The sequence below is a fragment of the Sphingobium cyanobacteriorum genome, assembly GCF_030580935.1.
GTDB lineage: Bacteria > Pseudomonadota > Alphaproteobacteria > Sphingomonadales > Sphingomonadaceae > Sphingobium > Sphingobium cyanobacteriorum.
Genome location: NZ_JAUQOM010000014.1, coordinates 1 through 23,022, shown reverse-complemented (window position 1 = coordinate 23,022; position 23,022 = coordinate 1). Strand labels below are relative to the sequence as shown.

Annotated in this window: 24 protein-coding genes and 1 pseudogene; 18 read left to right on the top strand and 7 right to left on the bottom strand. The window is 62.5% G+C overall.

The genetic code is table 11. The features are described from left to right. The first annotated feature begins 133 nt into the window (after positions 1 to 133). The 7 genes from Q4610_RS18270 (at position 134) to Q4610_RS18240 (ending at position 8,250) form a co-directional block, all read left to right on the top strand. On the top strand, positions 134 to 424 hold the full coding sequence (locus tag Q4610_RS18270) for a hypothetical protein (protein WP_019054536.1): 291 nt from the start codon (positions 134 to 136) through the stop codon (positions 422 to 424). Beyond that, positions 414 to 2,720 carry a type IV secretion system DNA-binding domain-containing protein gene (locus Q4610_RS18265; RefSeq protein WP_024020798.1) on the top strand — a complete coding sequence of 769 codons (2,307 nt, stop codon included), beginning with the start codon at positions 414 to 416 and terminating at the stop codon, positions 2,718 to 2,720. The genes Q4610_RS18270 and Q4610_RS18265 overlap by 11 nt, the downstream gene beginning before the upstream one ends. Then, positions 2,720 to 5,764 (top strand): MobF family relaxase, encoded by a 3,045-nt coding sequence (mobF, locus tag Q4610_RS18260; RefSeq protein WP_019054787.1) that lies wholly within the window; start codon positions 2,720 to 2,722, stop codon positions 5,762 to 5,764. The genes Q4610_RS18265 and mobF overlap by 1 nt, the downstream gene beginning before the upstream one ends. A 50-nt stretch (positions 5,765 to 5,814) precedes the next feature. Next, positions 5,815 to 6,015, top strand: coding sequence for a hypothetical protein (locus Q4610_RS18255; protein ID WP_019054788.1), 201 nt, complete (start codon positions 5,815 to 5,817; stop codon positions 6,013 to 6,015). Positions 6,016 to 6,032: 17 nt separating this feature from the next. Next, entirely contained in the window at positions 6,033 to 6,536 is a 504-nt protein-coding gene (locus Q4610_RS18250; RefSeq protein WP_019054789.1) for a DUF2726 domain-containing protein, read from the top strand. Positions 6,537 to 6,615: 79 nt separating this feature from the next. Continuing rightward, positions 6,616 to 7,191 (top strand): hypothetical protein, encoded by a 576-nt coding sequence (locus Q4610_RS18245; RefSeq protein ID WP_304537357.1) that lies wholly within the window; start codon positions 6,616 to 6,618, stop codon positions 7,189 to 7,191. A gap of 141 nt (positions 7,192 to 7,332) precedes the next feature. Further along, complete coding sequence (locus Q4610_RS18240; RefSeq protein ID WP_019054626.1) at positions 7,333 to 8,250, top strand: hypothetical protein; 918 nt, start codon at positions 7,333 to 7,335, stop codon at positions 8,248 to 8,250. A gap of 167 nt (positions 8,251 to 8,417) precedes the next feature. Here Q4610_RS18240 and Q4610_RS18235 read toward each other — a convergent pair whose 3' ends face one another. The 3 genes from Q4610_RS18235 to Q4610_RS18225 form a co-directional block, all read right to left on the bottom strand. Then, positions 8,418 to 9,413 carry a hypothetical protein gene (locus Q4610_RS18235; RefSeq protein ID WP_026150008.1) on the bottom strand — a complete coding sequence of 332 codons (996 nt, stop codon included), beginning with the start codon at positions 9,411 to 9,413 and terminating at the stop codon, positions 8,418 to 8,420. A gap of 203 nt (positions 9,414 to 9,616) precedes the next feature. Next, the gene (locus tag Q4610_RS18230; protein WP_019054628.1) at positions 9,617 to 9,862 is read right to left on the bottom strand and encodes a hypothetical protein; all 246 of its coding nucleotides are present in this window, start codon (positions 9,860 to 9,862) and stop codon (positions 9,617 to 9,619) included. Between the two features lie 92 nt (positions 9,863 to 9,954). Continuing rightward, a complete protein-coding gene (locus Q4610_RS18225; protein ID WP_019054629.1) occupies positions 9,955 to 11,124 on the bottom strand; it encodes a tyrosine-type recombinase/integrase in 1,170 nt (389 codons plus the stop codon). Positions 11,125 to 11,181: 57 nt separating this feature from the next. Between Q4610_RS18225 and Q4610_RS18220 the strand changes: the two genes are divergently transcribed. From Q4610_RS18220 to Q4610_RS18200, 5 genes are all read left to right on the top strand, one after another. Next, entirely contained in the window at positions 11,182 to 11,352 is a 171-nt protein-coding gene (locus Q4610_RS18220; protein ID WP_019054630.1) for a hypothetical protein, read from the top strand. Positions 11,353 to 11,358: 6 nt separating this feature from the next. After that, on the top strand, positions 11,359 to 12,093 hold the full coding sequence (locus Q4610_RS18215; RefSeq protein ID WP_019054631.1) for a hypothetical protein: 735 nt from the start codon (positions 11,359 to 11,361) through the stop codon (positions 12,091 to 12,093). Positions 12,094 to 12,385: 292 nt separating this feature from the next. Beyond that, positions 12,386 to 12,649: a hypothetical protein gene (locus Q4610_RS18210; protein ID WP_019054632.1), complete on the top strand. Its 264-nt coding sequence runs from the start codon at positions 12,386 to 12,388 to the stop codon at positions 12,647 to 12,649. Positions 12,650 to 12,652: 3 nt separating this feature from the next. Next, a complete protein-coding gene (locus Q4610_RS18205; protein ID WP_019054633.1) occupies positions 12,653 to 13,354 on the top strand; it encodes a nucleotidyl transferase AbiEii/AbiGii toxin family protein in 702 nt (233 codons plus the stop codon). Between the two features lie 45 nt (positions 13,355 to 13,399). Next, entirely contained in the window at positions 13,400 to 14,296 is an 897-nt protein-coding gene (locus tag Q4610_RS18200) for an abortive infection family protein (protein ID WP_019054634.1), read from the top strand. Here the strand turns inward: Q4610_RS18200 and Q4610_RS18195 are convergent. Continuing rightward, complete coding sequence (locus Q4610_RS18195) at positions 14,293 to 14,901, bottom strand: hypothetical protein (RefSeq protein ID WP_019054635.1); 609 nt, start codon at positions 14,899 to 14,901, stop codon at positions 14,293 to 14,295. The two genes, Q4610_RS18200 and Q4610_RS18195, sit on opposite strands and share 4 nt — an antisense overlap. A 140-nt stretch (positions 14,902 to 15,041) precedes the next feature. Here Q4610_RS18195 and Q4610_RS18190 point away from each other — a divergent pair, with 140 nt between their 5' ends. From Q4610_RS18190 to Q4610_RS18170, 5 genes are all read left to right on the top strand, one after another. Beyond that, positions 15,042 to 15,365: an AtpZ/AtpI family protein gene (locus Q4610_RS18190; protein WP_019054636.1), complete on the top strand. Its 324-nt coding sequence runs from the start codon at positions 15,042 to 15,044 to the stop codon at positions 15,363 to 15,365. Positions 15,366 to 15,450: 85 nt separating this feature from the next. After that, complete coding sequence (locus tag Q4610_RS18185) at positions 15,451 to 15,657, top strand: hypothetical protein (protein WP_019054637.1); 207 nt, start codon at positions 15,451 to 15,453, stop codon at positions 15,655 to 15,657. An 8-nt stretch (positions 15,658 to 15,665) separates the two neighbouring features. Further along, a complete protein-coding gene (locus Q4610_RS18180) occupies positions 15,666 to 16,796 on the top strand; it encodes a DUF3800 domain-containing protein (protein WP_019054638.1) in 1,131 nt (376 codons plus the stop codon). 71 nt (positions 16,797 to 16,867) lie between these two features. After that, on the top strand, positions 16,868 to 17,143 hold the full coding sequence (locus Q4610_RS18175) for an HU family DNA-binding protein (protein WP_019054639.1): 276 nt from the start codon (positions 16,868 to 16,870) through the stop codon (positions 17,141 to 17,143). A 77-nt stretch (positions 17,144 to 17,220) separates the two neighbouring features. Further along, positions 17,221 to 18,129, top strand: coding sequence for a hypothetical protein (locus Q4610_RS18170; protein WP_019054640.1), 909 nt, complete (start codon positions 17,221 to 17,223; stop codon positions 18,127 to 18,129). A gap of 31 nt (positions 18,130 to 18,160) precedes the next feature. Here Q4610_RS18170 and Q4610_RS18165 read toward each other — a convergent pair whose 3' ends face one another. Both Q4610_RS18165 and Q4610_RS18160 read right to left on the bottom strand, forming a co-directional pair. After that, positions 18,161 to 19,084, bottom strand: coding sequence for a nucleotidyl transferase AbiEii/AbiGii toxin family protein (locus tag Q4610_RS18165; RefSeq protein WP_024020802.1), 924 nt, complete (start codon positions 19,082 to 19,084; stop codon positions 18,161 to 18,163). Further along, the gene (locus Q4610_RS18160; protein ID WP_019054276.1) at positions 19,074 to 19,847 is read right to left on the bottom strand and encodes a type IV toxin-antitoxin system AbiEi family antitoxin; all 774 of its coding nucleotides are present in this window, start codon (positions 19,845 to 19,847) and stop codon (positions 19,074 to 19,076) included. The genes Q4610_RS18165 and Q4610_RS18160 overlap by 11 nt, the downstream gene beginning before the upstream one ends. A 272-nt stretch (positions 19,848 to 20,119) precedes the next feature. On the opposite strand from Q4610_RS18160, the gene Q4610_RS18155 reads away from it, so the two are divergent. Further along, positions 20,120 to 20,329 carry a hypothetical protein gene (locus Q4610_RS18155; protein ID WP_026149934.1) on the top strand — a complete coding sequence of 70 codons (210 nt, stop codon included), beginning with the start codon at positions 20,120 to 20,122 and terminating at the stop codon, positions 20,327 to 20,329. A 3-nt stretch (positions 20,330 to 20,332) separates the two neighbouring features. Here Q4610_RS18155 and Q4610_RS18150 read toward each other — a convergent pair. Further along, a pseudogene (locus Q4610_RS18150) lies at positions 20,333 to 22,897 on the bottom strand (conjugal transfer protein TraG N-terminal domain-containing protein); the annotation flags it as partial. Positions 22,898 to 23,022: the final 125 nt, after the last annotated feature.

The following is a 23,022-nucleotide window of genomic DNA, read 5'->3' as shown; positions in this document are numbered from 1 at the left end:
CCGCCATTTTCGCGTGTTACAGGCGCACACGCTTGCTGCGGGGAAGCCGATTTCCTTGCTCCACCACAGCGATTGCGCTATAACCCGGACCGGTTTCTGAGACCCCACCAGCCTCCCTGCTAGGAGGCTCGGTTTGACCATCCCCTACAAGCACTGCTCGGTCCGGCTCGACCGCGGCAAATATGATCGCCTCGTCGCGCTCGCGGCGGAACGCGGATGCACGCCATCGGACCTGCTGCGCGCGGCCGTCGATGCCTTCCTGGGATCGGGCCAGTTGCTGAGCTCCAGCCATCGCCGGATCGCCCGCATCAGCGAGTTCCAGCAGCTCGCGCTCGACATCATCATCCGCGAGCAATTCCCCGAATATCGCGATCGCATCATCGCCGAAACCGACAAGCGATTGGAGCAATATCATGGCGCGTGAGGACATCCGCACGGACGGGCGTCCCGTCCCGCTCACCCATCATTCCGCGCGCGGCCGCGTCCAGCGCAATGCCGGTAATTTCACCCGCGGCAGCCAGCTTCTTACCCACGAAATGCTGATGTGGTTCTCGGGCACGAAACTCCCCTTCATCCTGTGGTTCTTCGCCTTCCTCGCAGCCTGGTTCATCATCATGTCGATCAAGCTCGATGAGCATGGCTTCCAGCTCGTTTGCATGAAGATCTACGCGACGCTCTGGAACTGGGTCGATCTCAATCCGAGCAAGCGCGTCAACGTCACGCTTCCCAATGGCGAGATCCTGCGCACCGTGATGAAAGCGGTGCCCTATGTGCCCGAGGTCATCACCGCCTGGGCCGTCGCGATGCGCGGCCTCATCGGCGCCTTCCTCGTCTCGATCTTCATCACCATTCCGGCGGCCATCTGGTTCGTCGACATCTCGCACCGGCGGGGGCGTTCGATCCTTCAGGAACGCCATGAACGCGGGGCCATGCTGGTCGACCGCACCGTCCTCCTTGCAGAGATCAATGAGCACAACCGGATCAAGTTCGAAGAGGAAGCCGCCGACCTCTTCCCCAGCCTGTCCCCGCGGCAGGTTCTGGCGCTCCCGTTCCGCGCGCGCAAGGAAGCCGGCATCCATCATCCCTACACGCTCGCCGGCATCCCCTTTCCGCACCGCACCGAGCAGTCGCATGCCATGCTCATCGGCACCACCGGCTCGGGCAAGACGACGGAGCTGAGGAGCCTCGTCACCCAGATGCGGGAGCGTCAGGACACGGCGGTGATCTTCGACCTGACAGGGGCCTATGTCGAAGCCTTCTACGATCCCACGCGCGACACGATCCTCAATCCGATGGACGCGCGCTGCCCGGCCTGGTCGATCTTCAACGACTGCCGCACGCACAGCGAGTTCACCGCCGCCGCGGCGGCGCTGATCCCGTCTGACGGCGGCTCCTCCGAACCCTTCTGGGCGCTCGCCGCGCGCACGCTCTTCATCGAGATGTGCATCCGCCTCATGGAGCGGGGACAGACCAGCAACCTCGCGCTGTCCGAGAACCTGATGACGGCCGACCTGAAGCGCGTTCACCGCTTCCTCGCCAACACCATCGCCGATCCGCTGACCGCCCCAGAAGCGGCCCGCATGGCGGAATCGATCCGCGCCGTCTTCAACACCAACGCGCAGGTCCTGCGCTTCCTGCCGGACGAAGGTGAGCCCTTCTCGATCCGCGACTGGATCACCCGCGACAAGAAGCCCGGCTCGATCCTGTTCGTGACCTCGAACTATGTCGATCTGCCGATGAACCGGGCGCTGCTGACGCTCTGGATGGACCTCGCCATCAACCGGCTGATGACGCTGCCGCGCACGCGCAGCCTGCGCACATGGTTCATGTTCGACGAGCTCGGCGCTCTCCACCGCCTGCCCGCCATCGAGAATGGTCTTCAGACCGCCCGCGCGTTCGGCGGTGCTATGATCCTCGGCATCCATAGCTTCGAGAAACTGGTCGAAGTCTATGGCGAGCAAGGAGCGCGCAATCTCGCCTCGCTTGCCCGCTCCAAGCTTATCCTCGCGACCGCCGATCTCGACACGGCCGAGCAGTGCGCCCGCTACATCGGCAACCGCGAGGTTCGGCAGATGGATGAGGCCTATAGCTATGGCTACAACAACACCCGCGACGCCTCGACCCTGACCCCGCGCAAACAGGTCGAGCCGCTCGTCATCGCCGACGACATCACCAACCTGCCCTCGATGCACGGCTTCGTGAAGTTCCCCGACGGCTTTCCCGCGGCGCGGATCCTGCTCGAGTGGAAAGACTATCCCCAGGTCGCCCAGGGCTTCGTCCAACGGCCCGATGTCGGGCCGGTGCGGTCAAAGCGCGGAGAGGAAGCGTTCGACGAGGATGGGGCAGGGGAGGCAGGCGGGCGCGACGGCTCGTTGCAGGTGGTGGAAGAGGTGGCCGAGACCACCAATCTCGCCCGCGATCTGGCCGCGCGCATCCTGTCGGCCGAGGTCGAGGAGGAGGACGATGCCGCCCGGCGCGCGGCCCAGCGCGCCGACGATCGTGACGAACAGGCGACGCCCGGCACCCATGCGGCGGACAAGGCGGCAGCGGCGCGCACCGGCGGCGAAGAACAGCCGGTCTCCGCGCGCGACAGGGATGACCGCCGCGATGGTCATCGGCACGGCGAGACCAGCCCGCAGGTCGAGGATCTGACGCTGGTTGAGCTGCGCCAGGCTTTCGCCAGCGGCCGCGACGATGACGGCATGGATATGGGCATCTGATGCTCTCGGTCGCCGGCGTCCGCTCCGCTTCCGGTGCCGCGAACTATTTCGCGAAGGACGACTATTATACGGTCGAGGGATCCTCAGAGATCAGCCTGTGGGCGGGGGAGGGGTCGGAAGACCTCGGTCTGTCCGGCGAGGTGTCCAAGGACGCGTTCGAGGGCGTGCTCAATGGCATCCTTCCGAGCGGGGAAGCGGTCGCCCAGGTCGAGAACCGGCGCGCGGGCTACGACCTCACCTTCTCGATGCCGAAGTCGGCCTCGATCATGGCCTATGTCGCCGGCGACAAGCGCGTGCTTGAGGCCAATATGGCGGCCGTCAAGCAGACCATGGCGTGGGTCGAGAAGAACCTCGCCGAGGGGCGGCGCGACATCGAAGGCCGCAAGGTGCCGGTCCAGACCGGCAATCTCGTCTATGCGCTGTTCCAGCACGACACCAGCCGGGCGCTCGATCCCCAGGCGCATATCCATGCGGTGATCGCCAATCTCACGCGCATGCCCGACGGCAAATGGCAGGCGCTCCATGCCGACAAGCTCTGGAGCCACAACAGCATAATCGGCTCGATCTACCACGCCTTCCTGCGCGCCGGGCTCGAGCGGATCGGCTATCAGGTTGAGCTCAAGGGCAAGCATGGCACGTTCGAGATATCGGGTGTCCCCAAGGCTGTCATCGGCGAGTTCAGTCAGCGCCGCGAAGAGATCCTCGATCACGCGACGCGGTTGGGCATCAAGTCGCCCGAGGGCCTGCGCGAAATCACCAAGCGCTCGCGCGATCCCAAACTCGATGTCGAGGATCGCGCGGCGCTCAAGCAGGGCTGGATCGACCAGGCTGCGGCCCACGGCTTCGACGGCAAGGACCTGCGGGCGGCGGCCGAGGCGCGCGCAGGGCTAGCGGCTCCGGAAAGCGCCCTGGAGCGCGGCTACCGCGCCATCGTCGATGCCGTGGATGGCGCCCGCCAGACCCTGGGTGCGCTGCTTCGTCCCCAGGATCCTCTGGTGGACAACGCGCTCGCCCGGGCGGTCAAGTCGCCGGGAGAAGCACGCGCGCAGCTTGCGGTCGCGTCTGCCGTGCGCATGCTCTCCGAACGCGAAGCCGCCTGGCCCGTCAATCTGCTGAGCAAGACCGCGCTCGATCTCGGCCTCAAAGGCGTCACCGTCGACATGATCGAGAAGCGGATCGATCGGCTGGTGCAGAACCGTCAGCTCATCCCCGGCGTTGCGACCGCCGCGGATCGGACGGGCCGCATGGGCACCACGCAGGAGGCTCTGCGGACCGAAGAAAAGATCCTCGGTGCTGTCGAAGAAGGCAAAGGGAAAGCGGAGCCGATCGTGGCGGCAGCAGACGCGCCGCAGCGCTTGCAGGAAGCGGTGGCTCTGCCCCTCAATCCGGGTCAGCTTGCAGCGGCGACAATGATCCTGTCGTCGACAGATCGGACCGTGTCGGTCCAGGGCGTTGCGGGCGCGGGCAAGTCGACCATGCTCCAGGCGGTCGCCCGGGTCGCCGAAGCCGAAGGCCGATCGATCACCGGCCTCGCATTTCAGAACAAAATGGTGGCGGACCTCGGTGAAGGGGCGGGCATCAAGGCGCAGACGATCGCCTCCTTCGTCCTCGCCAATGAGCGTTTCATCACCGAGCGTGACACGCCCCGATATGACGCCGCGCGCGAGAAGCTCGCCGGCACCATGTTGCTGGTCGACGAGACGTCGATGGTCTCGAGCAACGACATGCTCAAGCTCCACCAGATCACGGCGGCCCTGGGTGTCGACAAGCTGGTGCTGGTCGGCGATCGCCAGCAGCTCTCCTCGATCGATGCCGGCAAGGCCTTCGCCATGATCCAGGTCGGCGGTGGCACCGTGGCGCGCATGGACCAGAATATCCGTCAGCGCACCGACCAGCTGCGCACGGTCGCCGCGCTCGCCAATATCGGCAAGGCCGGCGCGGCGATGAAGGTGCTGGGGGAGCGTGTCGTCGAGGCAGCCGACCCGGCGGCCGCTGCCGCCGACATGTGGCTCGGACTTGACCCGCAAGAGCGCGAGGCAACCGCCGTGTTCGCGTCGGGCCGCGATGCGCGCGCCATCATCAATCAGCGCATTCAGGACGGACTGATCGCCGAAGGCAGCGTCAAGGGCGAGGCGATCCACCTCACCGTATACGAGCGCGTCAATACGACCCGCGAGGAGCTGCGCTATGCGTCGACCTACTGGCCGGGCCAGACGCTGGAGGTCGGCCGCGGCGGTGCGCAGGACGTCGGCATCAAGGCGGGCCGCTACGACGTCCTGAAAGTCCATGCCAACGGAAAGGTTGAACTGTCGGACGGTCGCCGCAGGATCCGGTTCGATCCCCAGAAGCTTTCCCCGACCGAGCAGCGCGACCGGCTGCAGCTCTCCGAGAAGAAGGACCTTCAACTCCGCGAAGGCGACCGCATCCGCTGGACCGCCAACGACAAGGAACGCGGTATGCTCAACGCCGCTCTCGCCCGTGTCGTCGGCGTCGATGCCGATGGCGTGAAAGTAGAGACTGCAGACAAGGCGCTCGTGACGCTCGGCCTCGGTGACCCGATGCTGTCTCGGCTCGACCTTGCCTACAGCCTTAACATGCACATGGCGCAGGGGATCACCACCGACAAGGCGATCGGTGTGATGTCGTCATTCGAGCGTTTCCTGTCCAATCAGCGTCTGTTCAACGTCCTCGTCACCCGCGTGCGCGATGCCCTCACGATGGTGGTCGACGACAAGGAGAAGCTTGGCCGCCAGCTCGACATGAACCCCGGTGACAAGACCTCCTCCCTCGAGACGCTCGGTCGCCTCGACATCGACGGGAAGAAGGGACCGGGCGCTCAGACCCTCGAGAAATTCGACCCGGGCCCGATCGATGGTATCGACCTTTCGGACCTTCCACCGATTCCGACCGACCTCCCGCCGCTGCCCGATGGCGCCGCGCCCATGCCGGCCGCGAAGGCCCCGCCAGCGCCGTCCGATCTGAAGCCGGATCGCGGCGATCCATTGCCGCCGCTGCCCGAACGCAGCCTCGGCCTCGACTTGTGAATGGAGAAGCCGCCGGCGCGGTGCCGGCGGCCAAGAGAAGGAGATGAACAATGGGTTGGGAATTCGAGGAAGCCGGCAAGTTCGGCAGCGAGAAGGCGGCAAACGACTATGCCCGGCGAAACGGCCTCGATCCGCGCGACGTCCAGATCACCCGCAAGGGCGAAGAGGTCGAGCTCAACATCCGCCGCTCGGCGCTCGATGGCCGGAATCTGCGGGACAACGGGGAAGGTCGGCGCGACGGCTGGGGCTGAAGGAGAGAGCTGTGAACATGTTTCAACTTCTGGCCTCGCTCCTGCTGGTGAGCGGGCTCGTGGCGCTCGGCTGGTCGCGGCTGTCGGGCAATATTACCCCTCAGCAGCCTCTGGCGCCTGTCGCCAGGCCGTTCATGACGCAACGAGAACAGGCCATGCTGGCGGCGCTCGAACATGTGCTGCCCATGTACCGCATCCATGCACAGGTCGCGATGGGTGCGCTCCTCAAGGTGCCTTCCGTGCCTGGCCGGCGGGTCATCCCGGCAGACTGGAATCCCTTCGCGCGCAAGATCGTCGATTTCGTGGTGGAGGATCCCACCACAGGCAGGGTCATCGCTTTGATCGAGATCGACGACCGCTCGCATGATGCCGAAAAGGATCGGGAGCGCGACGCCATGACAGCCCGGGCCGGCTACCGGACCTTTCGGATTCCCGCCGGTACGGGACCGACCGTCCAGGCCGTATTCGGGGTGATCGGGCATCTTCGCGACGCGGCGCCGACCGCCGCGATCAACGGGTAGCCCGGCCATGGGACTCGATGATCGCGACTATATGCGCGAGCGCTATCGCGACCGTGCGAAGAAAACCCCGACCGGGCGGATGGAAGGCGCCTGGTTCGATTCCGTCAACCGCGGCTTCGACTATCAGCGTAGCCGGTACTGGAGCCTGCGCGGTAATGCCGGCGGGACACTGCGCTGGTTGCCCTTCGCGTTGAGCCTGCTCCTCATTGCCATTCCCTTTTTAGGGGAAGCCCAAAGGGCGGGATGGCTGCCTGACGGCGCGGCGGCAATGCCTTTCCCGGAATCGGGTTCGGTCACCGTCGAAAACGGGGTCACGCGCAAGCGCATTTCCAGCTTCCTCACCATCGAAACCGCGGATGCGAACGCGGTCGTGCAGCTCTTCGATCCGGCATCAGGCCGGCACATCATCTCGGTCTATGTCTCAAAAAACGACCGCATTCGCGTTCCGGTCCCGCAAGGCACCTTCAGGATGCGGCTGATCGAGGGCCAGAAATGGCATGGCCCGGCGCACTTTTTCGGATCGAACACATCCTATGAGACGGTTGCGGAGCTCATGAGCTTCGAGCCGCGGACCGGGCATATCATCGACCTGCATCGCCGGCCCGATGGCAATCTCAAGACGCGCATCATGCTTACCCGGCCTGAGAGCCTCTGATGGAGGCAGCAGAAGCCATACCCGTGTGTCGGGCATCCTTGTTCCGCTCCTGCCGCAGGCGCGACGAGATGGCCGGACTCCGCGAGGCGGGCCTTGCCCGAGGCATTCAAAAATTGTCGGCGCCCTTCAGGAGAAACAGAAATGACCAGACAACCACGCGCCTATGACGCACTGGCCGCCCATCTGGCTCCGGACGATCCGGGCGAGGGGGAGCGCCAGATCGACACGGCGATCCTCACCCTGCAACGCGCGCGCTATGGCCCGCTGAATCGCAGCCGCGCGCTATTCTGGCTTGGCCAGCTCCTGCTTGGGCTCAGCACGGTCATTCTGGGAGCGCGTTTTCTCTGCTGGTTCGAACCACAACTTTGGCAGACCTTCTTTGGGGTTCTTGCCGGCGCCGTTCCGACCGTGGTCGCCAAGGTCGTGTTCGTCGGCGCCTTCCTCCACTTCGTTTATCATTGCACCTTTGGGGCAGTGACGGATTACGGTCCGGCACCCACGCCGCCAGAACCGATTTACGAGTGGCTGGCCGCTCAAGGCAAATCGAACCTGACCTACTGGCACGAAATCTACTGGCCGTACCGCAAGCGTCAGGCGAACCGGAAAGAGATTCTGGGCTTTGTCATCTGGCGAAAGACGCCGTGTCCGCCGGACCGGTATCCGCCAACGCCGGTGCCGGTCGGGGCCGCGCCGGAGCCGGAGAACCCCCACATGGTGTATCTTGACAGCCCGCAGGGGCGTGCGGATCGGGAGGCCTTTCTGGTGACGTTCGAGCATCGGATGGATGACTGGTGGCGGCTCTCATTCAGGCTGACCCTCGCCGTGCTGATCATGCTGTTGGTCGTCATCTACCTCCCCGTCTATCCGGCGACACAGGCGGGCGATCTGATCCGCACCGGCGTGATGACGGCTTTCATTGCGGGGTGCATATTGGCGTTCTTCGGTTTCGGCAGAGTGCCGATGCGCTGGCTCCCTTACCCCGTCCGGCGCTACTGGTTTCGGGGGCTTCCACCCGAGGCAGCGCAATTTCGGGATCATATGATCGCGCGTTCGAACTGATTGCGTGGGCCGCGGCAGGAACAAGGTGCTGGCCACGAACAATGCCAGCCTGTTGAAACGCGCCATCGACGCCAAGTCGCGCGCGAAATTACTGTCTATCATTCATCCAATGAGGAGGGTCTACGACCGCCACGCAGGTACGGTGGCCCAGGAGCCGCAACTGGCATTTAGCCGGCTGTGCTGATGCTGTCCACGAAGTGCTGCTGTATGCTGGTTTCCCAAGGATCATCTTCTCTCGGGACAACGGCCTCAGACCATCCTTTGGGAAGCCGGTTCAGGGCTTTCAGCGCCCCAAGCGCGCGGGCCACGCGCTTGGGGCCGCCGGCACCGGTCATGTTTTTGATGGCCGTGCTCACGCGCTGGCTGCGCGCATGATGGCTCTGCTCTTTCGGATCGATGTCAGCCAGCACGCTACAGAAATCTCCCTCTTCGATTTTCAGTTGCGATAGTGCCCAGGACAGGATGCCCTCAAAGAAGTTCGCCTCCAGCTCGTGCCGCATTCGGACCTCGAGCGCGGCAATGTGTCTCTGCCCAGGGAGAAGATAGGCTGGAAGTCCCTTATTGCCGCTATCTTCCGGACGGGGCTTCCATCGACAGACAATCGTGTCTTCCCAGATCGGCCTGACGAACCAGGACAAGGTTCCGATGAGATTCTTGAGCAATGCCACGAGAGCTTCGCACTCAATGTCCAGAAGGAGCCGCTCCCTTGGCGACAGTTCCTCTGCTCGGTCCACGCGGTGCATCAGGCCGGCGAAATCCTCGATGAAATAGAGTTCATTGTCCGGCCGTTGCATAACCTGCGGGCCCAGGATCGGTGAACGGATCCAGTCCGTATCATCGTCCCCCTCGAAATCGAATCTGGCGATATTGCTATCGAAATCGCAACCGAATGGCTGCCATCGAACCGACAGATTCCCCGAGCGCAGGACGAGCGCATATACGCCGACGCGAGCCCTATCACGGTGAAGTTTCCGCAAATTCCAGTAAGGCATGCTGTGGGCCAGTGCCAAAGCCTGGGCAGAGGGTCCCGTCAGACATGCCTCGATCACCGGCGGTATATTCCAATCCCCCTTCACTCCAAGTTGGACGCGTTTCGCACAATAGAGGGCTGCGCAAGTACCGGCGGATTGTGCGTGGACCAAACCGTCATCGAGCGTGAACATTCCTTCCTCTATCCTTCGTCCGTTCGCTTCAGGCTGGGTTCGACACCGGGACCGTCTCAATCGCCGCCGCAAGACAGGCCCAGACCCGTTCTAGGTCATGTGATGGTCCTGTCAGGTATCCACTTGCCGCAACATGTGGCGCTGCGCTTCGGACGAGCCGTTCATTCGCTCTCGAGATCTTCGCCCCGCTTTTGGCGGGCGCGCTACACCTCATACCCGTGACCCGCGAGAAGTCGAGCCATGCCGGCACCTTCCCAGCTTCCGGGCCGGCGAATGACCATCGCCGCATCCTGCGCCAGCATCGTTAGAAGGTCCGCGGCACTCTCAAGTGGTCCATGAGTCGTTGCGCCATTTCGTGCTTGATCTGCATCGACACAACGCCGCGTAAGTTCGGCCAGGTTCGCCGAATCCTCTTTGCTCAATTCGATCGTGATGGTCGGCAAACTCATTCTCCTCGATTTCTTCGGAAACCGTCCTCGTCGGAGTCTCCAACAATATGAGAGTCTTTGCAAATCCGGCCTGGAAAGGCAGGGCTGGCAGCTCATTTACGGACCCGCGACAAGACGCGTGCGGCAACATTGCTGCGCACGGCGAGCTTGCGGCCATAGCGCAATGCGGTTGTTGGCGAACTCCAGCGCAGGGCCTGCGCGATGCCAGCGCCATCCTCTCCCGCCGCGAAGAGATCCTGGGTAAGGCCGACGCGCAGCGAATGTGTGGACAAGGCCTGGATCGCGTCGTCCAGCTTGCCAACAGCCAGCGTAACCAGTCCCTTGTCATAGGCCGTGAGCGCCACACGGCGGTAGATGCCGTTGACGCCCTGCCGGGTTAGAGATGTCGTTCCGATGGAATAGGTCGTTCGTGCGAGCGCAGTTTCCGGTACGGTTTCCCGTGCGCGACGTCGATCGACCCCGACCCTGCGGAACAGCGGGCCTTCTTCGATGCCGCTTGCAACCAGCCATGCGCCGACGCGCCGCATCGTCTCCGCGGAAAGCCATGCCCAGGCGCCTTCCTGTTCCTGGTCGGTCTTGGAGTAAGGGATGAAAAGCGTCGCCGAGCCATCCTCCTGTGGATCGATTTGTCTTGCCTCCACCATGGTGAGTTCGCTGACCCGCAGGCCGGCATCATAGCCGAGCGAAAGCAGGGCGGCATCCCGCAGCCCTTGCAAATCGCCGCCACAGGCATCGAGCAGCGCGGCAAGGGTAAAACCTTTGGCGGCATGAGGATCGAGTGCCTTGCCCAGCCGCAAGGGCGCTGCCTGGCGCTGGAGGGCACCTTTGCGCCTGCGGACGGCCTTGAGCGCTGCCCGCACCATCGGCGCGTCGGTGGGCGCGGCATCGCCCGTCAGTCCCATCATGCGGTGGACCGAACCGAGACTCGCGATACGTCGCGCGAGGGTCGCGGGCTTTTTCCCCCTGGCATCGAGCGCATTCACATAGCGCACCACATCTTCGGGATCGGCGGGCAGTGGTTTTCGGCTTTCCTCGCCGCACCAGTCACGCCAGCAATCGAGATCGGCGGCAATCGCCGCCTTGGTCGCGTCGGCCATGGCCGAAAGCGTCGTCTCGAGCCCGAGCTGGCTGATCGGCGGCAGATCTGTGGGAACGATGCCGCCGATCGTGCGGAGCAACCGCATATCGACCGTTTCGGCGTCCGCGTTCCGCGACCGCATCGGCAGTGCGGCGTCCTCGGTTCTGACGACGATGATTTCCATATCGGAGGATCTTGTGGAACTCTCAGCCATTGCTCGCTATATGTCATTCTGGAGGACATGATGCAGCTTAACTCGGCACAAGCCTTGAAACTGGGCCGCGAGGTCCATGAAACCTTCGGGAGCTGGAGGAAAGCGCGTGAGGCGGCCGTCCAGCGCAACGGCGTCTATGTCATCGACCGCGAGAAGATTCGCGCCGCCAGGGCCGAGAAGACCGCCGAAACGGCCTAAGCTGGCATGACCTTCGGATATGCGCTGCTCGGCGCGCTCGTTCTGCTGCTTCCGGGCTTCGCTGGTTATTTCGGACTTCGGATCGGGGAAGCGCGCGATTTTGTCTCGCCGCGACCGGATCGGCCGAACTCCAATCTCACTATCTTCCTGGTTGTGGCGCTGGCGCTGGGCGCGCATGTCTTCGGCGCTGGCATCTTCGCGCTCAACGAACTGATCGCGGCCTGGAAGCCACTCATCAGGCTGTCCTACGAACCCAACCCTTATAAGGCGCTGCTCAGCGGCCATGCGCCACAGGGGCTGTCCTCGCTTGCGATCGAACTGGAACTGCTGTTTTTCCTCGGACTGGCGGTGCTGATGGGCTGGATCTGTGAAACGATTGCCCGGACATCGCCGATTACGGCGAGGGCCGATCCGTTGCGCTTCGGATGGCTGTTGCCGATCGTCCAGAAGGTCGAGGCTGGCGGCCATGTCGCCGTCGGTTATGTGCGGACGACCAGCGGCCATGACGGAGCCTGGATCGCCTATGAAGGAAGCGTGCGTCGGCTGACGCTCGACGAGGATGACGGGATTCGCATGGTCGTGCTCGAGCAATGCGACCGCTTCCTGGTCCAGATGAAGGACGGGAAGATCGAGCGCGTTGATATGGAGAGCGCGCCGATCGCCATGATGCACCTGGCCGCCGACCAGATCGCGGATTTCGCGGTCGAACTGTTCGAGGTTCCTGAGTCCGACGCCGAGTGACGCCAGCCGCTCGGTCGCCTGCGGCACAATGCGCGGCACATTTGTGCCGCGTGATTGCTGCAATTTCTTCATCTGCGGAACTTGCCCCTTCCCTGCCGGTTTCGCGCTCCTATACTTACCATAATCTCCCATTATGGTAAGTGGGAAAATCGCGCGGGGAGGGCGGATTCAAGCCGGAAATCTGACGCCTACATTCACCCAGCTACTCGTCAGATTGCCCCGTTCTTGTTTTGATAACGCCCCAGAGCTATATAGACGGAGTGATCGATGGGATCATGGTACAGGTTGTGAGATGGCAAAGGCTGCAAGCTTGGTGTTGGCGACGGTGAACGCTCCTTATGGGGCGAACCTCTCCGCGCATCAACTCGCCGCGCTGATCACCGACCCCAAGAGCGCGAGCGACTTCAACGCGCCCGTGTTCTCCTTTTTCTCGGAAGTGAGCCCGGCTCTGCAGTTGCAGTTCGTCCAGGAAATGGGTGTCGATGCCGATAAGGTCTGCGCGGTCGCAGACCAGTTTTCCAACCTGTCGGGCTACGCGCTCCCGCTGGCAGCGTAACGTATGGTCGAGCGGGGCCCGAGCCAGTGGCCAGTCCTGTTCGACCTCGCGATGGAAATCTTCGGCCATTTAGAGAAAACCGTAGGCTTTGCGCCTTCGTGGAGCTTTGGCGGCGGGACCGCTCTCATGCTCCAGATCGACCATCGCGAAAGCCACGACATCGACATCTTTCTCGATGATCCGCAAATCCTACCCTTCCTCAATCCGCAGATCCAAGATTTCGCCATGACCCGCCGACCGGACGAATATAAGACCGACGGGACGCAGGCGCTCAAACTGGCCTTTGACGAACTCGGCGAGATCGACTTCATCTGCTCTTCCGCCATCCTCGATATCGCCAGCGAGCGTCACGATGTGCGAGGGCAGATCGTCGACCTGGAGACACCGGCCGAAATCGCAGCCAAGAAGGTCTATTTCCGGGGCTGGAACTTGCAGCCACGCGACATGTTCGACTTGGCAGCAATCGCCGAGCATCATGGAGACGACTATCTCGTCTCAGCGTTGCGCGAATGCGGCCGCGAGCGATGCCAAAAGGCGCTAGACGTCGTAGAAAAGGTCAACCCGAAGGCCGTCGAAACAGTCATCGGTCAACTCCTGTACCGCGACAGATACAGCCATCTGGTCACGGCAGCCCAAGCAATTACGCATCGAATTCTGACGGAATCACTCTCGGACAAGGCTGAGCATGTGGGTAGTGAAGATTGAAGGCTGCCCGAAGCTCGCGTCCTTCTCTCTCGCGGCAGACAAGCCATGAGCGGCAAATTCTCTGCCTTTGTCATCAAGGCGCTGGTCGACACGATCACGGGCGGCGCCGGCAATGATAACAGCCCGGCGATCGGAATCTATCGGTCGGGCCCGAAGATCGAACAATTCTTCCTCGATTGCGGCCTCGACATGCGTATCGGCGCGAGCTCTCGCGTACCCGCGACGACGGATTTCCTGCGCCAGGCAGCCAATCACTATGACGGCCAGGGCGATGTCTACATCACGCGGATCATTGAGAAGGTCTGCGATCCGCGCGAATATCTGACGGAGCCCGATAAGGCGACCGCGGTTCGCGAGCATCTCAACAAGGCGCTCGCAGCGGACGAGCTGGCGGTGGTCATCGTCGGCGGCAAGGCCGTGCTGACCAGACGCCAGAGCTCCGGGACGATCGTCGAACCCTTCATCCAGAAAGTCGAAACACTGGACTTCGACACGGTGCAGATGGAGATAGCGCGCGCCCTCCCCAATCTTCAGGATGACCCCGAAGATGCGGTAACCGCCGCGTGCTCGCTCATCGAGGCTGTCTGCAGATCCATCCTCATCGAGCTCGGGTTGCCGCTGCCGCCCCGCAAGGATATCGACGGCCTTATCCGCGCCGTCCAGGAGCCGCTGAACCTGTCGCCGGGGCGCAGCGACCTGCCCGCCGAAGTGGAAGCAGACGTCCGCCAGATCCTGAGCGGCCTGACATCGGTTGCAAAAGGCATCGGTGCGCTGCGAACGCATGGTGGTGACGCTCACGGGCGTGAAAAGGGCTTCCGGAGGATCGACCCGCGCATCGCACGTCTCGCGATCAACGCCGCCAGTTCGCTGGCCCTGTTCCTGATCGAGACCTGGGAGCGCCAAGAAAAGCGCGCTCTGCCGCAGCACGCACCGGGGATTTAGCCTGAGGCGCGCGCTGCCTCTGCCCGGGGCTGCCCATGCGCGCCGCGGACATAGGGTTGCCGCCGGTGCTCGCTAATGGCGATGCTTGGGTGAAGCGCGGCTCGGACCGCGTCGGTCACGGTGTAGACCGCATGACGCTGGGCGCCGCGGTTTTCATGATCGACGAAGAACCCCTGGTAGTGCCGCGTGATCAGCCCGGCCCTCACCAGCTCCGACACCGCCCGGCTGATTGCCGTCATGCCGGTTTCGCGGACACGCTCACTGACTTCCGCCTCGACCAGGCGGTCGGCCTCGGCCGGATCACCTGGAAACTCTCCCCGGCCGACGAGCGCAGCTCGAACCTTGTCGGCGGTCGCGCGGCGCTGATGATGACGCGCGCCGCTGGGTGCGATCGTCGCGGCCAGCCATTCGCGGATCGGCACAAGCGCTTCGCCTTCGCGAACGAGCGGTCCCGCCTGCCCGTTGGCCCGCGCAACCCGCGCGATCAGATCAAGCACCATGAAGGTATAGCGCGGCCGCGCGGAGTGCTCGGCGATGATGCGTACGATATCGGGCATGCCCGTCGTTCGCTGGGGCGTCGCCGCGAAGAGGTCCTGCTGGATCATGGAACGAATCAAGCACAAAGCTGGACTCTTGTGAATCCCCCAAAATGCTCATGGAGACGCGAGACGGCACTTTTGCCATCCGTGTCACTTCACCCCTCCTCATCATTTTTCTCGTCTTCACACCATGCTAGACCCGCCCCATGAGCAAAGATGAATCAGACCCCGATCTTATCGGAGAGGATCCCCGATTGGATGGCCTGAAGGATCGCCTCGAGGCGGCGCATTCGGCCGAAGAGGAACGAACCCGCCCTGCCTCTACAGGTGCCGATGCCAGCTATAGCCTCGGCAATCGCGTGCTGGCGGAACTACTCGGCGGCGTTGCCGGCGGTGCCTTGCTTGGCTGGATCATCGACAGGTTTGCCGGCACCGGTCCCTGGGGCCTGCTCATCGTGATGGCCCTCGGCATCGTCGTGGCCTTCGTCAACATCATCCGCATATCCAACCGCAAGCCAGACGGATCGTAACGTTTGCCATCTACGTCACTTTACCCGGCGTGAGGTAAAGTGACACAGTTGGCACTAAGGCAATGGCAAACTGTCGGAGACCAGCGTGGCTGATTTCAGTCTCAAACATTACGAGCTGCGCACGACGGATGAATATCGTGCGGCTAGCCGGGCGACCTGCATCGATCGCATTCTCGCGCACCGGCAGATGGCGCGCCGCTATGCCGAAAAGGCTCGAAAGGTGCGCGAGGCAGGCGGAGCCGCGCGGTTTCGCGCACGCGCCATTTCAGGCCTCAGGATCGCGAAACGCTGACATTGCGGATGACGGAGAGCAAACAGGGAATTGATATCGAAGATCTGCGCGGGCTCGACATTCACCTTCACGGGCTGGATCGCGCCGACGCGCCTTATACGCTCTATTATGACGAGACGAACAACATCCGCCGTTTGCACGTCACGGCCGATGGGTTGAACGTCGATAATCCGGGATGCTTTGTCCTCGCCGGCGTTGCCCATAGCGGTCCTCGCAAACCCATCGACATCGCCCCTCTACGCGCGGCTCTCAAACTACAGCCCACCACCAAGGAGATGAAGCTCGCGCACATCGGCAAGGGCGACTTTCTCGACCTGCTGGGCTCACGGCGTCTGGGGGACCTCCTCGACTGGATCGCGGCCAACGGGCTATTCCTCCACTACCAGTGCCTGGACGTAATCTACTGGTCGCTCGTCGACATTGTAGACGCCGCACTTATCGCGGGCGATCGTGAAGAACTGATGCTGGTCGCACCGGCTCTCAAGGATATGCTCAACCTTGCCCTGCGCCGGGACCTCGAGGCGACCACGGACCTGTTCCGGCTCTTCAACTATCCCGCGCTCGATCCTCGCGATGGCCCGCAATTCTATCATGTCGTGCTGCAGATGGTCGAAGAGGAAGCAGATCACCTTCATCCCTTCTATGGGAGGCTTCTTGCCCAGGCTCTCGAGGACGCCATTCAGGGTGAGAGCTTTCCGTTCATCGAAGGTGACGATGAGGATCGGCATATCCTGATCGAGGGGTTCGACATCTTCTTCCGCCACAGGATCGCACTGCTGCGCAACTCGACGCATGTTCTCGACCTCGAGGAAGTCGTCCGCCGCCAGTTGCTGGCCGATCCCCTCATGCGTGACGGCGTGCCAGTCGACAGCTTCAGGTTCGTGGACTCGCAGGACGAACCGCTGATCCAGGTCAGCGACGTCGTCGCGGGTCTGTTGGGCAAGTTCTTCTCCTATGTCGTCAGCACCGAAATCGACGTCGTTCGAGCTGATCGCGCGGCGCTCAGCGACCTTCAGACTGAAAATCTGGCAAAGCTCGCACGTCTGTTTGATCAGGCGACCGATGAAAACGAAGCATTCGCCCATCGTGTGATGAGCCTGTCGGACACCCACAAGGCAGACATTTTCATGCAGACGTAGCACACCGATGGCGCAGGTCGGTCCAGGCGGCTATGCAGTGAGCAATTTCAACTGAAATGAGGACTATCCGAATGAACAATAGTGAGCTTGCTGAAACCCTCGCCGGCCAGACGGGCACGACCAAGGCGGATGCCCGCAAGGCGGTCGATCTCGTTTTCGCGGCGATCGCGGATGCGGCGGCCAAGGGCGAGGAAGTAAGCCTCAACGGCTTCGGAAAATTCAAGGTGAAAGACGTGCCTGCCCGCGAAGGCCGCAACCCGGCCAATGGCGAGACCATCAAGATCGCCGCTTCCCGGAAACTTACCTTCACTGTGGCGAAAGCCGTCAAGGACAAGCTCAACGGCTAGTCGAGATTGACGCCTCGAGCCCCCTGAGGACCGAGGCGTCGCCCCCTTCCCTGCCTTGATGGTCGCCCCGGCACGAAATGAGCGATAACGACGAACTGACTGCGCTCATTCGCGAAACATTCTCGCGCATCTGGCCAAGTAGCGATCCCGACATCGCGAACTATCTGACGCCAATGGTCGCGAGGTTCGCGCGGTCGGATTGCCGCGACCGCCATTTCCTTGTCGAGTTCCAGCGCGGCGATCTCGGCAAGCTGGCGAGCCGGATCTGGGAAGCGATGCTCTATGGCCGCTTTCAGGACCTCGGCTGGAACATGGCCAGCGAGGACAAGGGGCCAGACTTCCTGATCGATGATCAGGTCTATATCGAAGCGGTCGCCGCGCAGCCGGGCGACGCCGCCAAGGGCGGCTTGCCGCAGGAGTGGCAGGATGGCGGCGCCAACGGCGCCGGTATGGTTCCCACCGATCAGATGCTCCTGCGCTGGACGTCTGTCATCAAAGCCAAGCGTGATGGTTATCTCAAATGTCTGGAGCAGGAGGCAGTCGATCCGAAACTCCCGTTCGTGATCGCGGTGAACACCTGCCGGCTTGGCGGCGATACCCTCGGCATTGGCGGCGTCCCGCTCGCGGCTATGGCTGTACTTCCCTTCGGCAGCCCGCAGGCCCATGTCGACGTGCAGACAGGTCAGCCGCTCGGTGGCTGGCAGCTCTCATGGCAAGACACCGTGCTCAAGGCCAACGGCGAAGAGATTCCCACCGACAACTTCCTCCAGGAGGACTATCGCTGCGTCAGCGCAATCGTCGGCTGCTCCGGTTTCTATGCCTTTCCCGATGACCGCGACAAATTCTGTGGCCAACCGCCATATTACGTCATTCACAATCCACTCGCCGCCAATCCCCTCCCCCGGCCTTGGCTCCCCGGCGCGATTGAATACGCCGTCACTGCCCATGACACGCACCGCCTTCAATTGGACCAACTGCCGGCCTAGCTGCGCCCTGTTCACGACCGAGATGGATTGGTTACGAAAGCGCCGCTTCCAGCGCTGCCAGACCGGCCTGATGCCTCTTGGGCTGCGCGTCTCTGAACCTAAGGATATTCATCAATTTGAACTGCGGCGCTGGAAGCTCACGGACAGCGGGCAGCGGGAAGCTTTCCCACTCCGGATCCCCAGCTTCGAAGCTCCTGAGAAACTGTCGATCGTCGGCATCGAGCGAGGCATGAATCGTCTGCACAAGGCGATCGAGCGTTTCGACATGATCCTCATAGGTGAATGGCTCGAAGGGCATTCCTTCGAACTGAGCCTTGAACGTAGCGCTTTGATCCTTTCGGCTCGGGCTGACCAGCTCAGCGACCGGGCGCCCGTGGCTTACCAGCGCTCCGACGAAGCCGTGACGAACCTCGTCGACCAGCCCTTCTGCGTCCAGCAGGCGCTTCACGTCGAACAGATCGCGCGGATGCTGCCGGTCCAGCGCGGCACAAATCTTTCCGCCGAAAAGCTCACCGTGCGAGAGGCATCGCGCCTCGACGAACGCCTCAAACCTCTCCTGCACCTGGTCCGAACATGGCAAGTCGCGGAGGGGAAGGAGATGGCCGCGCAGGGTGGGATTAACCTCCACCTTGATCTGGGTCTTGCCGCGCTGGCAGTTGAGCTTGACCTCCATCCCTTCCTGGCCCTGGCGTGTCTGGGTCACGCGGGTCGGTGGCAGGCGGCGTTCGATGTCCGCCTTGATCCGGGCGAGAGCCTCACTGATCGCGCGCAAGGATTGGGCCCGGTCGTGGATCGGTAGGTAGGTCAGATCGATGTCGACCGAGAGGCGTGGAAGATCCCATTCGAACAGGTTGATCGCGGTGCCGCCCTTCAGCGCGAAGACGGGCTCGGCCATGACCAGCGGCAGGACGTCCAGCAGGAGCCGGACCTGATCGCGATATTGCTCAGTTGCCACCCGAAACGAGCTCCTTGGGCAAGAGCAGTCGGTATTTCGGGACATAGCGCCCCATTTTCGCAAGGCTGCGATCACCCGAACCCAGGTCTATCTGCTCCACCTTCAGATGGCGCATGACGGCGAGTTCCGCTCGCTCCGCAAGATAGAGGAACAGCCGCCGGACCTTCACCGACGCGCAGGCCTCGAGCAGCGATTGCATGAGCTTGGGGCGAAGCGACGTCATGCCTTCGACGATCTGGCCGGCCTCGACGAGATCGAATTCCTTGGGCGCAAGGTGCAGCAGCTCCAGGATGGCCCGTTCGGGCGTCGCCGTGGTCAGTGGATAGCCTTCCGGACTTCGCTGCTCGGTGAGGCCGAGGTCATTCGGCAGGAGCTTGCTTTGCATGTGCCGAACTTCTTCCCCCCAATGCGTCTGGAACCAGGCCGGCAGGACGACATGCAGCGGAGAGAAGAGATAGGCCTTGCTCTCTCCGAAGCGCAGATAGTGGCTGTTCCCCGTCATCTCGAGGCCCGTCAGGGCGCCTACATGAACCGGCAGCTTGAGCTGCGATTGAACGCTGTATAGCGCGCCTTGCCAGGTCACGGTTTCCATGGGGCGCTTGAAAGCTCCGCGGCCAAGCGAGACCAGCCATTGTGAGGCGGTATAGTTCTGCAGATCCTGCGCCGTCAGCCCAAGCGCCTTGAGATGCGGGCTGGTCGCCACGGTGTGCGGCTCCCAAGCGTCGAGCAACGACTTCAATTTATCGGTTCGACCTACCTTCATGGTCTATCTTTGGCATAAATTCCAAGGTTCCTCAATCCCTCGGAATTTCATGAACTAATATGTCAGAGATATATTTGGGACATATAATTCAAGATATCGGACGCCCTCTGTCCCGAGACGATGGCCTCACAGCGAAGCCCACGGTCATGGATCTATAGCGAGGTTACGGCAGTCTATGGCTTTTTCATAAACTCGCCAATCTCCCAATAATCCCCTGCAATCCGTTGCGAACAAAGCTCGAACCGGCTATTCTCCGCTGCCAGGAGATGGCCATGCGCATCCTCAAATTTGATCTCAACACATACAACCAGACTAAAGACCTCCCGGGAGGCCCCGTCTTTGGTGTCGTTGAAGAGGAACTGGCTGACATCGAGATGTTCACCGATCAGCACGGCAATCCTACTCGCGGAGGAATGATCGGCTACGCGCTTGCGTATCTTCTGATGGCCGGCTTCGTTGGAGCGATTTTCTACCTCCTCTAAGCTTTATTCGCGAAGCTTAGGGTCTTGGAAGAACCCACGATCGTGGTCGCGGTTCACTTCCTGCTGGAGATCGGTGGAGCCCTGAACGCGCTGTCCTCGCATTGTCTGCGCAGCAGCCCGATCGCCGCTGAGTTCGGTCTTGCCCGCCTCGATGATCGCGGCGGCGCCCACGTCGCCGCCCCCGCCGGGGCCCGCGGGCAGACGCCCAGGTCCATGTGGCCGGTAAGACCCTCTCACGTCTGCCGCACTTGAGATGCTCGGCCGGCTTACGTCGACGAGGTCCGGATCGTGCAGACGGCCTTCGATCTCGGCCCGAATGCCGTCCTGCTTGTCGTGCATCCAGCGCGTGATCATCTCCTGGCGCACGACCCGCTGCTGGTCGGTCAAGTCGGTCGCCCAAAGCTCCGGCGCATCAAGCCCAGGATTCTCGACCTGCTGGCGTCGATACCATTGAGCGAGATCCTGGCTCAGATTTTCGCTGAGTTGCATGCCATGCGTCTCGGCATAGCTGGCATCACGCGACAACTGCTGGGAAAGCTCCTCAAGGCGGCGGGCCGTTTCCGAATAGGACTTCGCAAGCGCCAGGGAATCTTCAGTGCTAGCCGACGCCGAAGATGTGGCCGATGCCCGGCTGAAGCTGCCGCTGCGCGAATATGTCCCGTCGGACATCGACGCACCGGTTCCGCTTGAATGTTCGTCCCGCACGCCACTTGAGGATGTATTGGCGCTGTCGCTGCCGCGGGTTTCCTCCGTCCCGTAACGGAGCCCATCGATCTGGCTGCCGGATTTGGATACGCTGCCGCCAATCCCCGGCAGTCTTCCCAACGCTCCGCCGCGACCACCTGCCCGCCCCCCATTTTGGTTCCCGCCGACATTTGCAGTGACCGATCCCATGATCTGATCGTTAGTCTGCGCCTGGCGATCATGGCCCTGAGATATTCGCTGGCCTTGCGAGATCGTGTCCCGTTCCTCCTGACCCTGTGTGCTGCTTCCGGTCCGCCGATCGAATTGATCGACGGAGGTGTTCGCCTGCCGTCCGCTGCTGGAATCCCAACCGGAAGACCGTTCAGTCGATGTGCCAAAGGCGCTGCGATTGGCGTGGGTTGCGGTGAGTACCTCGGCCGCAGCATTCTCATAGGCTTGCGCCTGACGGTGCGCTTCGCTGGCCATCTCGCGCCATTCGGCGACCGATCCCGTCGTCATCGTCGGCGTGAAGCCGAGGCGCGAGATCGCACTGGAGGTGTCGAACACCTCCTGACCATTGCCGAACCCGTTGATCATGGCGCCATTGTCCTGGCGCCATCCCACGCTGGGCGCGCCGCCCATATAGCTCGGTGCTGTGGTCCACTGATCGGCTTGGCGCATATTCGACGTCGAGTTCGCCCAGCTCACATTGCCATAGGCATAGTTGCCGGTAGTCTGCTCGAGCGCCGCCGCCTCGGCTGCGTTCTGCGCGGGCGCCAGCATCGACATGGACTGGCCGGCGATCGACATCGCCCCCCGCGCAAGACCGGCCGCCAGGAACGGCACGCTCATGAGCATGAAACCGGCGATCGTCGCTGTCTCGCCGTTGACCGCGCCGATACCGGCATAACTGCCGAGCGTCACCCCTCCCCCGGCCACGCCGTTGGCCGCTGACTCAGCCCTCGTCATGCAGATCATGTGCAGGATCACGTAGAGCGGACCCCATGCCGCCAGATAGAAGAACCCCATGGCATAGCCCTTGAGCGTGCCGACGCCTGTCTGCGGCATGAGGAACAGCGGGAAAATCACAGGAAACATCGCGAAGAAGACGACGGTCAGCACGATGTTCAGGATCGGCACCCAGGCCATCGCCTGCTGCGCGATCGAGTTGTAGGTGTTGCGGGCCTGAATGTCGGCCCTCGTTTGCGCAAAGGTGTCGATTGCCGCGGCGCCGGCCCCGCCGGCCATGCTGTTGCGCGCCTGCATGAAGGCGTTGATGGCCGTGTTCTGGCGCATCGTTTCGGTGAAATTGCTCCCCGATCCGGTAAAGGCCGTGTTCGCGATCGGCACGTCGTGCTTGAGCTTGTCGGCAGCCAGGGCGTTGCTCAGCTTGGGGTAGACCTCCTTGCCCCACAGCGGGGCGTTTGCCTCGATCATCGGCGCCCATTGGGCGTCGAGTGCCTGATAGGCCTGCCGACAGGTGACGATGAAGTTCTGGACGGTGCCATCGCCCTGCCGCTCGAGCCATTCCTGCGAGCGCGCCTCGGACCCCGGCCCGATTGCCGCCCAAAGATCAGGCGCTTTGGCGAGATTGGTGAGCGACTTCTGGTAGAGCATCACATCCCCGAAGACGCAGTTCTTGAAGTGGCTTTCGAGATTGGTCGAGAATTCGGCGTCCCTCACCACGAAATTGCGCGTCGCGTCGAACAGACGCGCACCATAGACCATGCCGTTCGTCGAGTAGTTGAGCTCGCTCGGCATCACGAACACGGTCTCGGCCGTGCGGGTGAGCCAGTCGCCGACCTGGGTGGTGAAGCTCGCCAACACGCCCAGACCCATCGGCACATTGTCGATCGTCGCCGGCGCGAGACTCGGGTTGATACGATGGCTCTGTTGCAAAAATCGTGAAGCTTGAGCATGCTTGGCGGAGATTGGACGGACGGAACGATGACGGATTTCAAGTGGCGCCATTTCCAGGGTGATGTGATCCTGTGGGCGGTGCGCTGGTA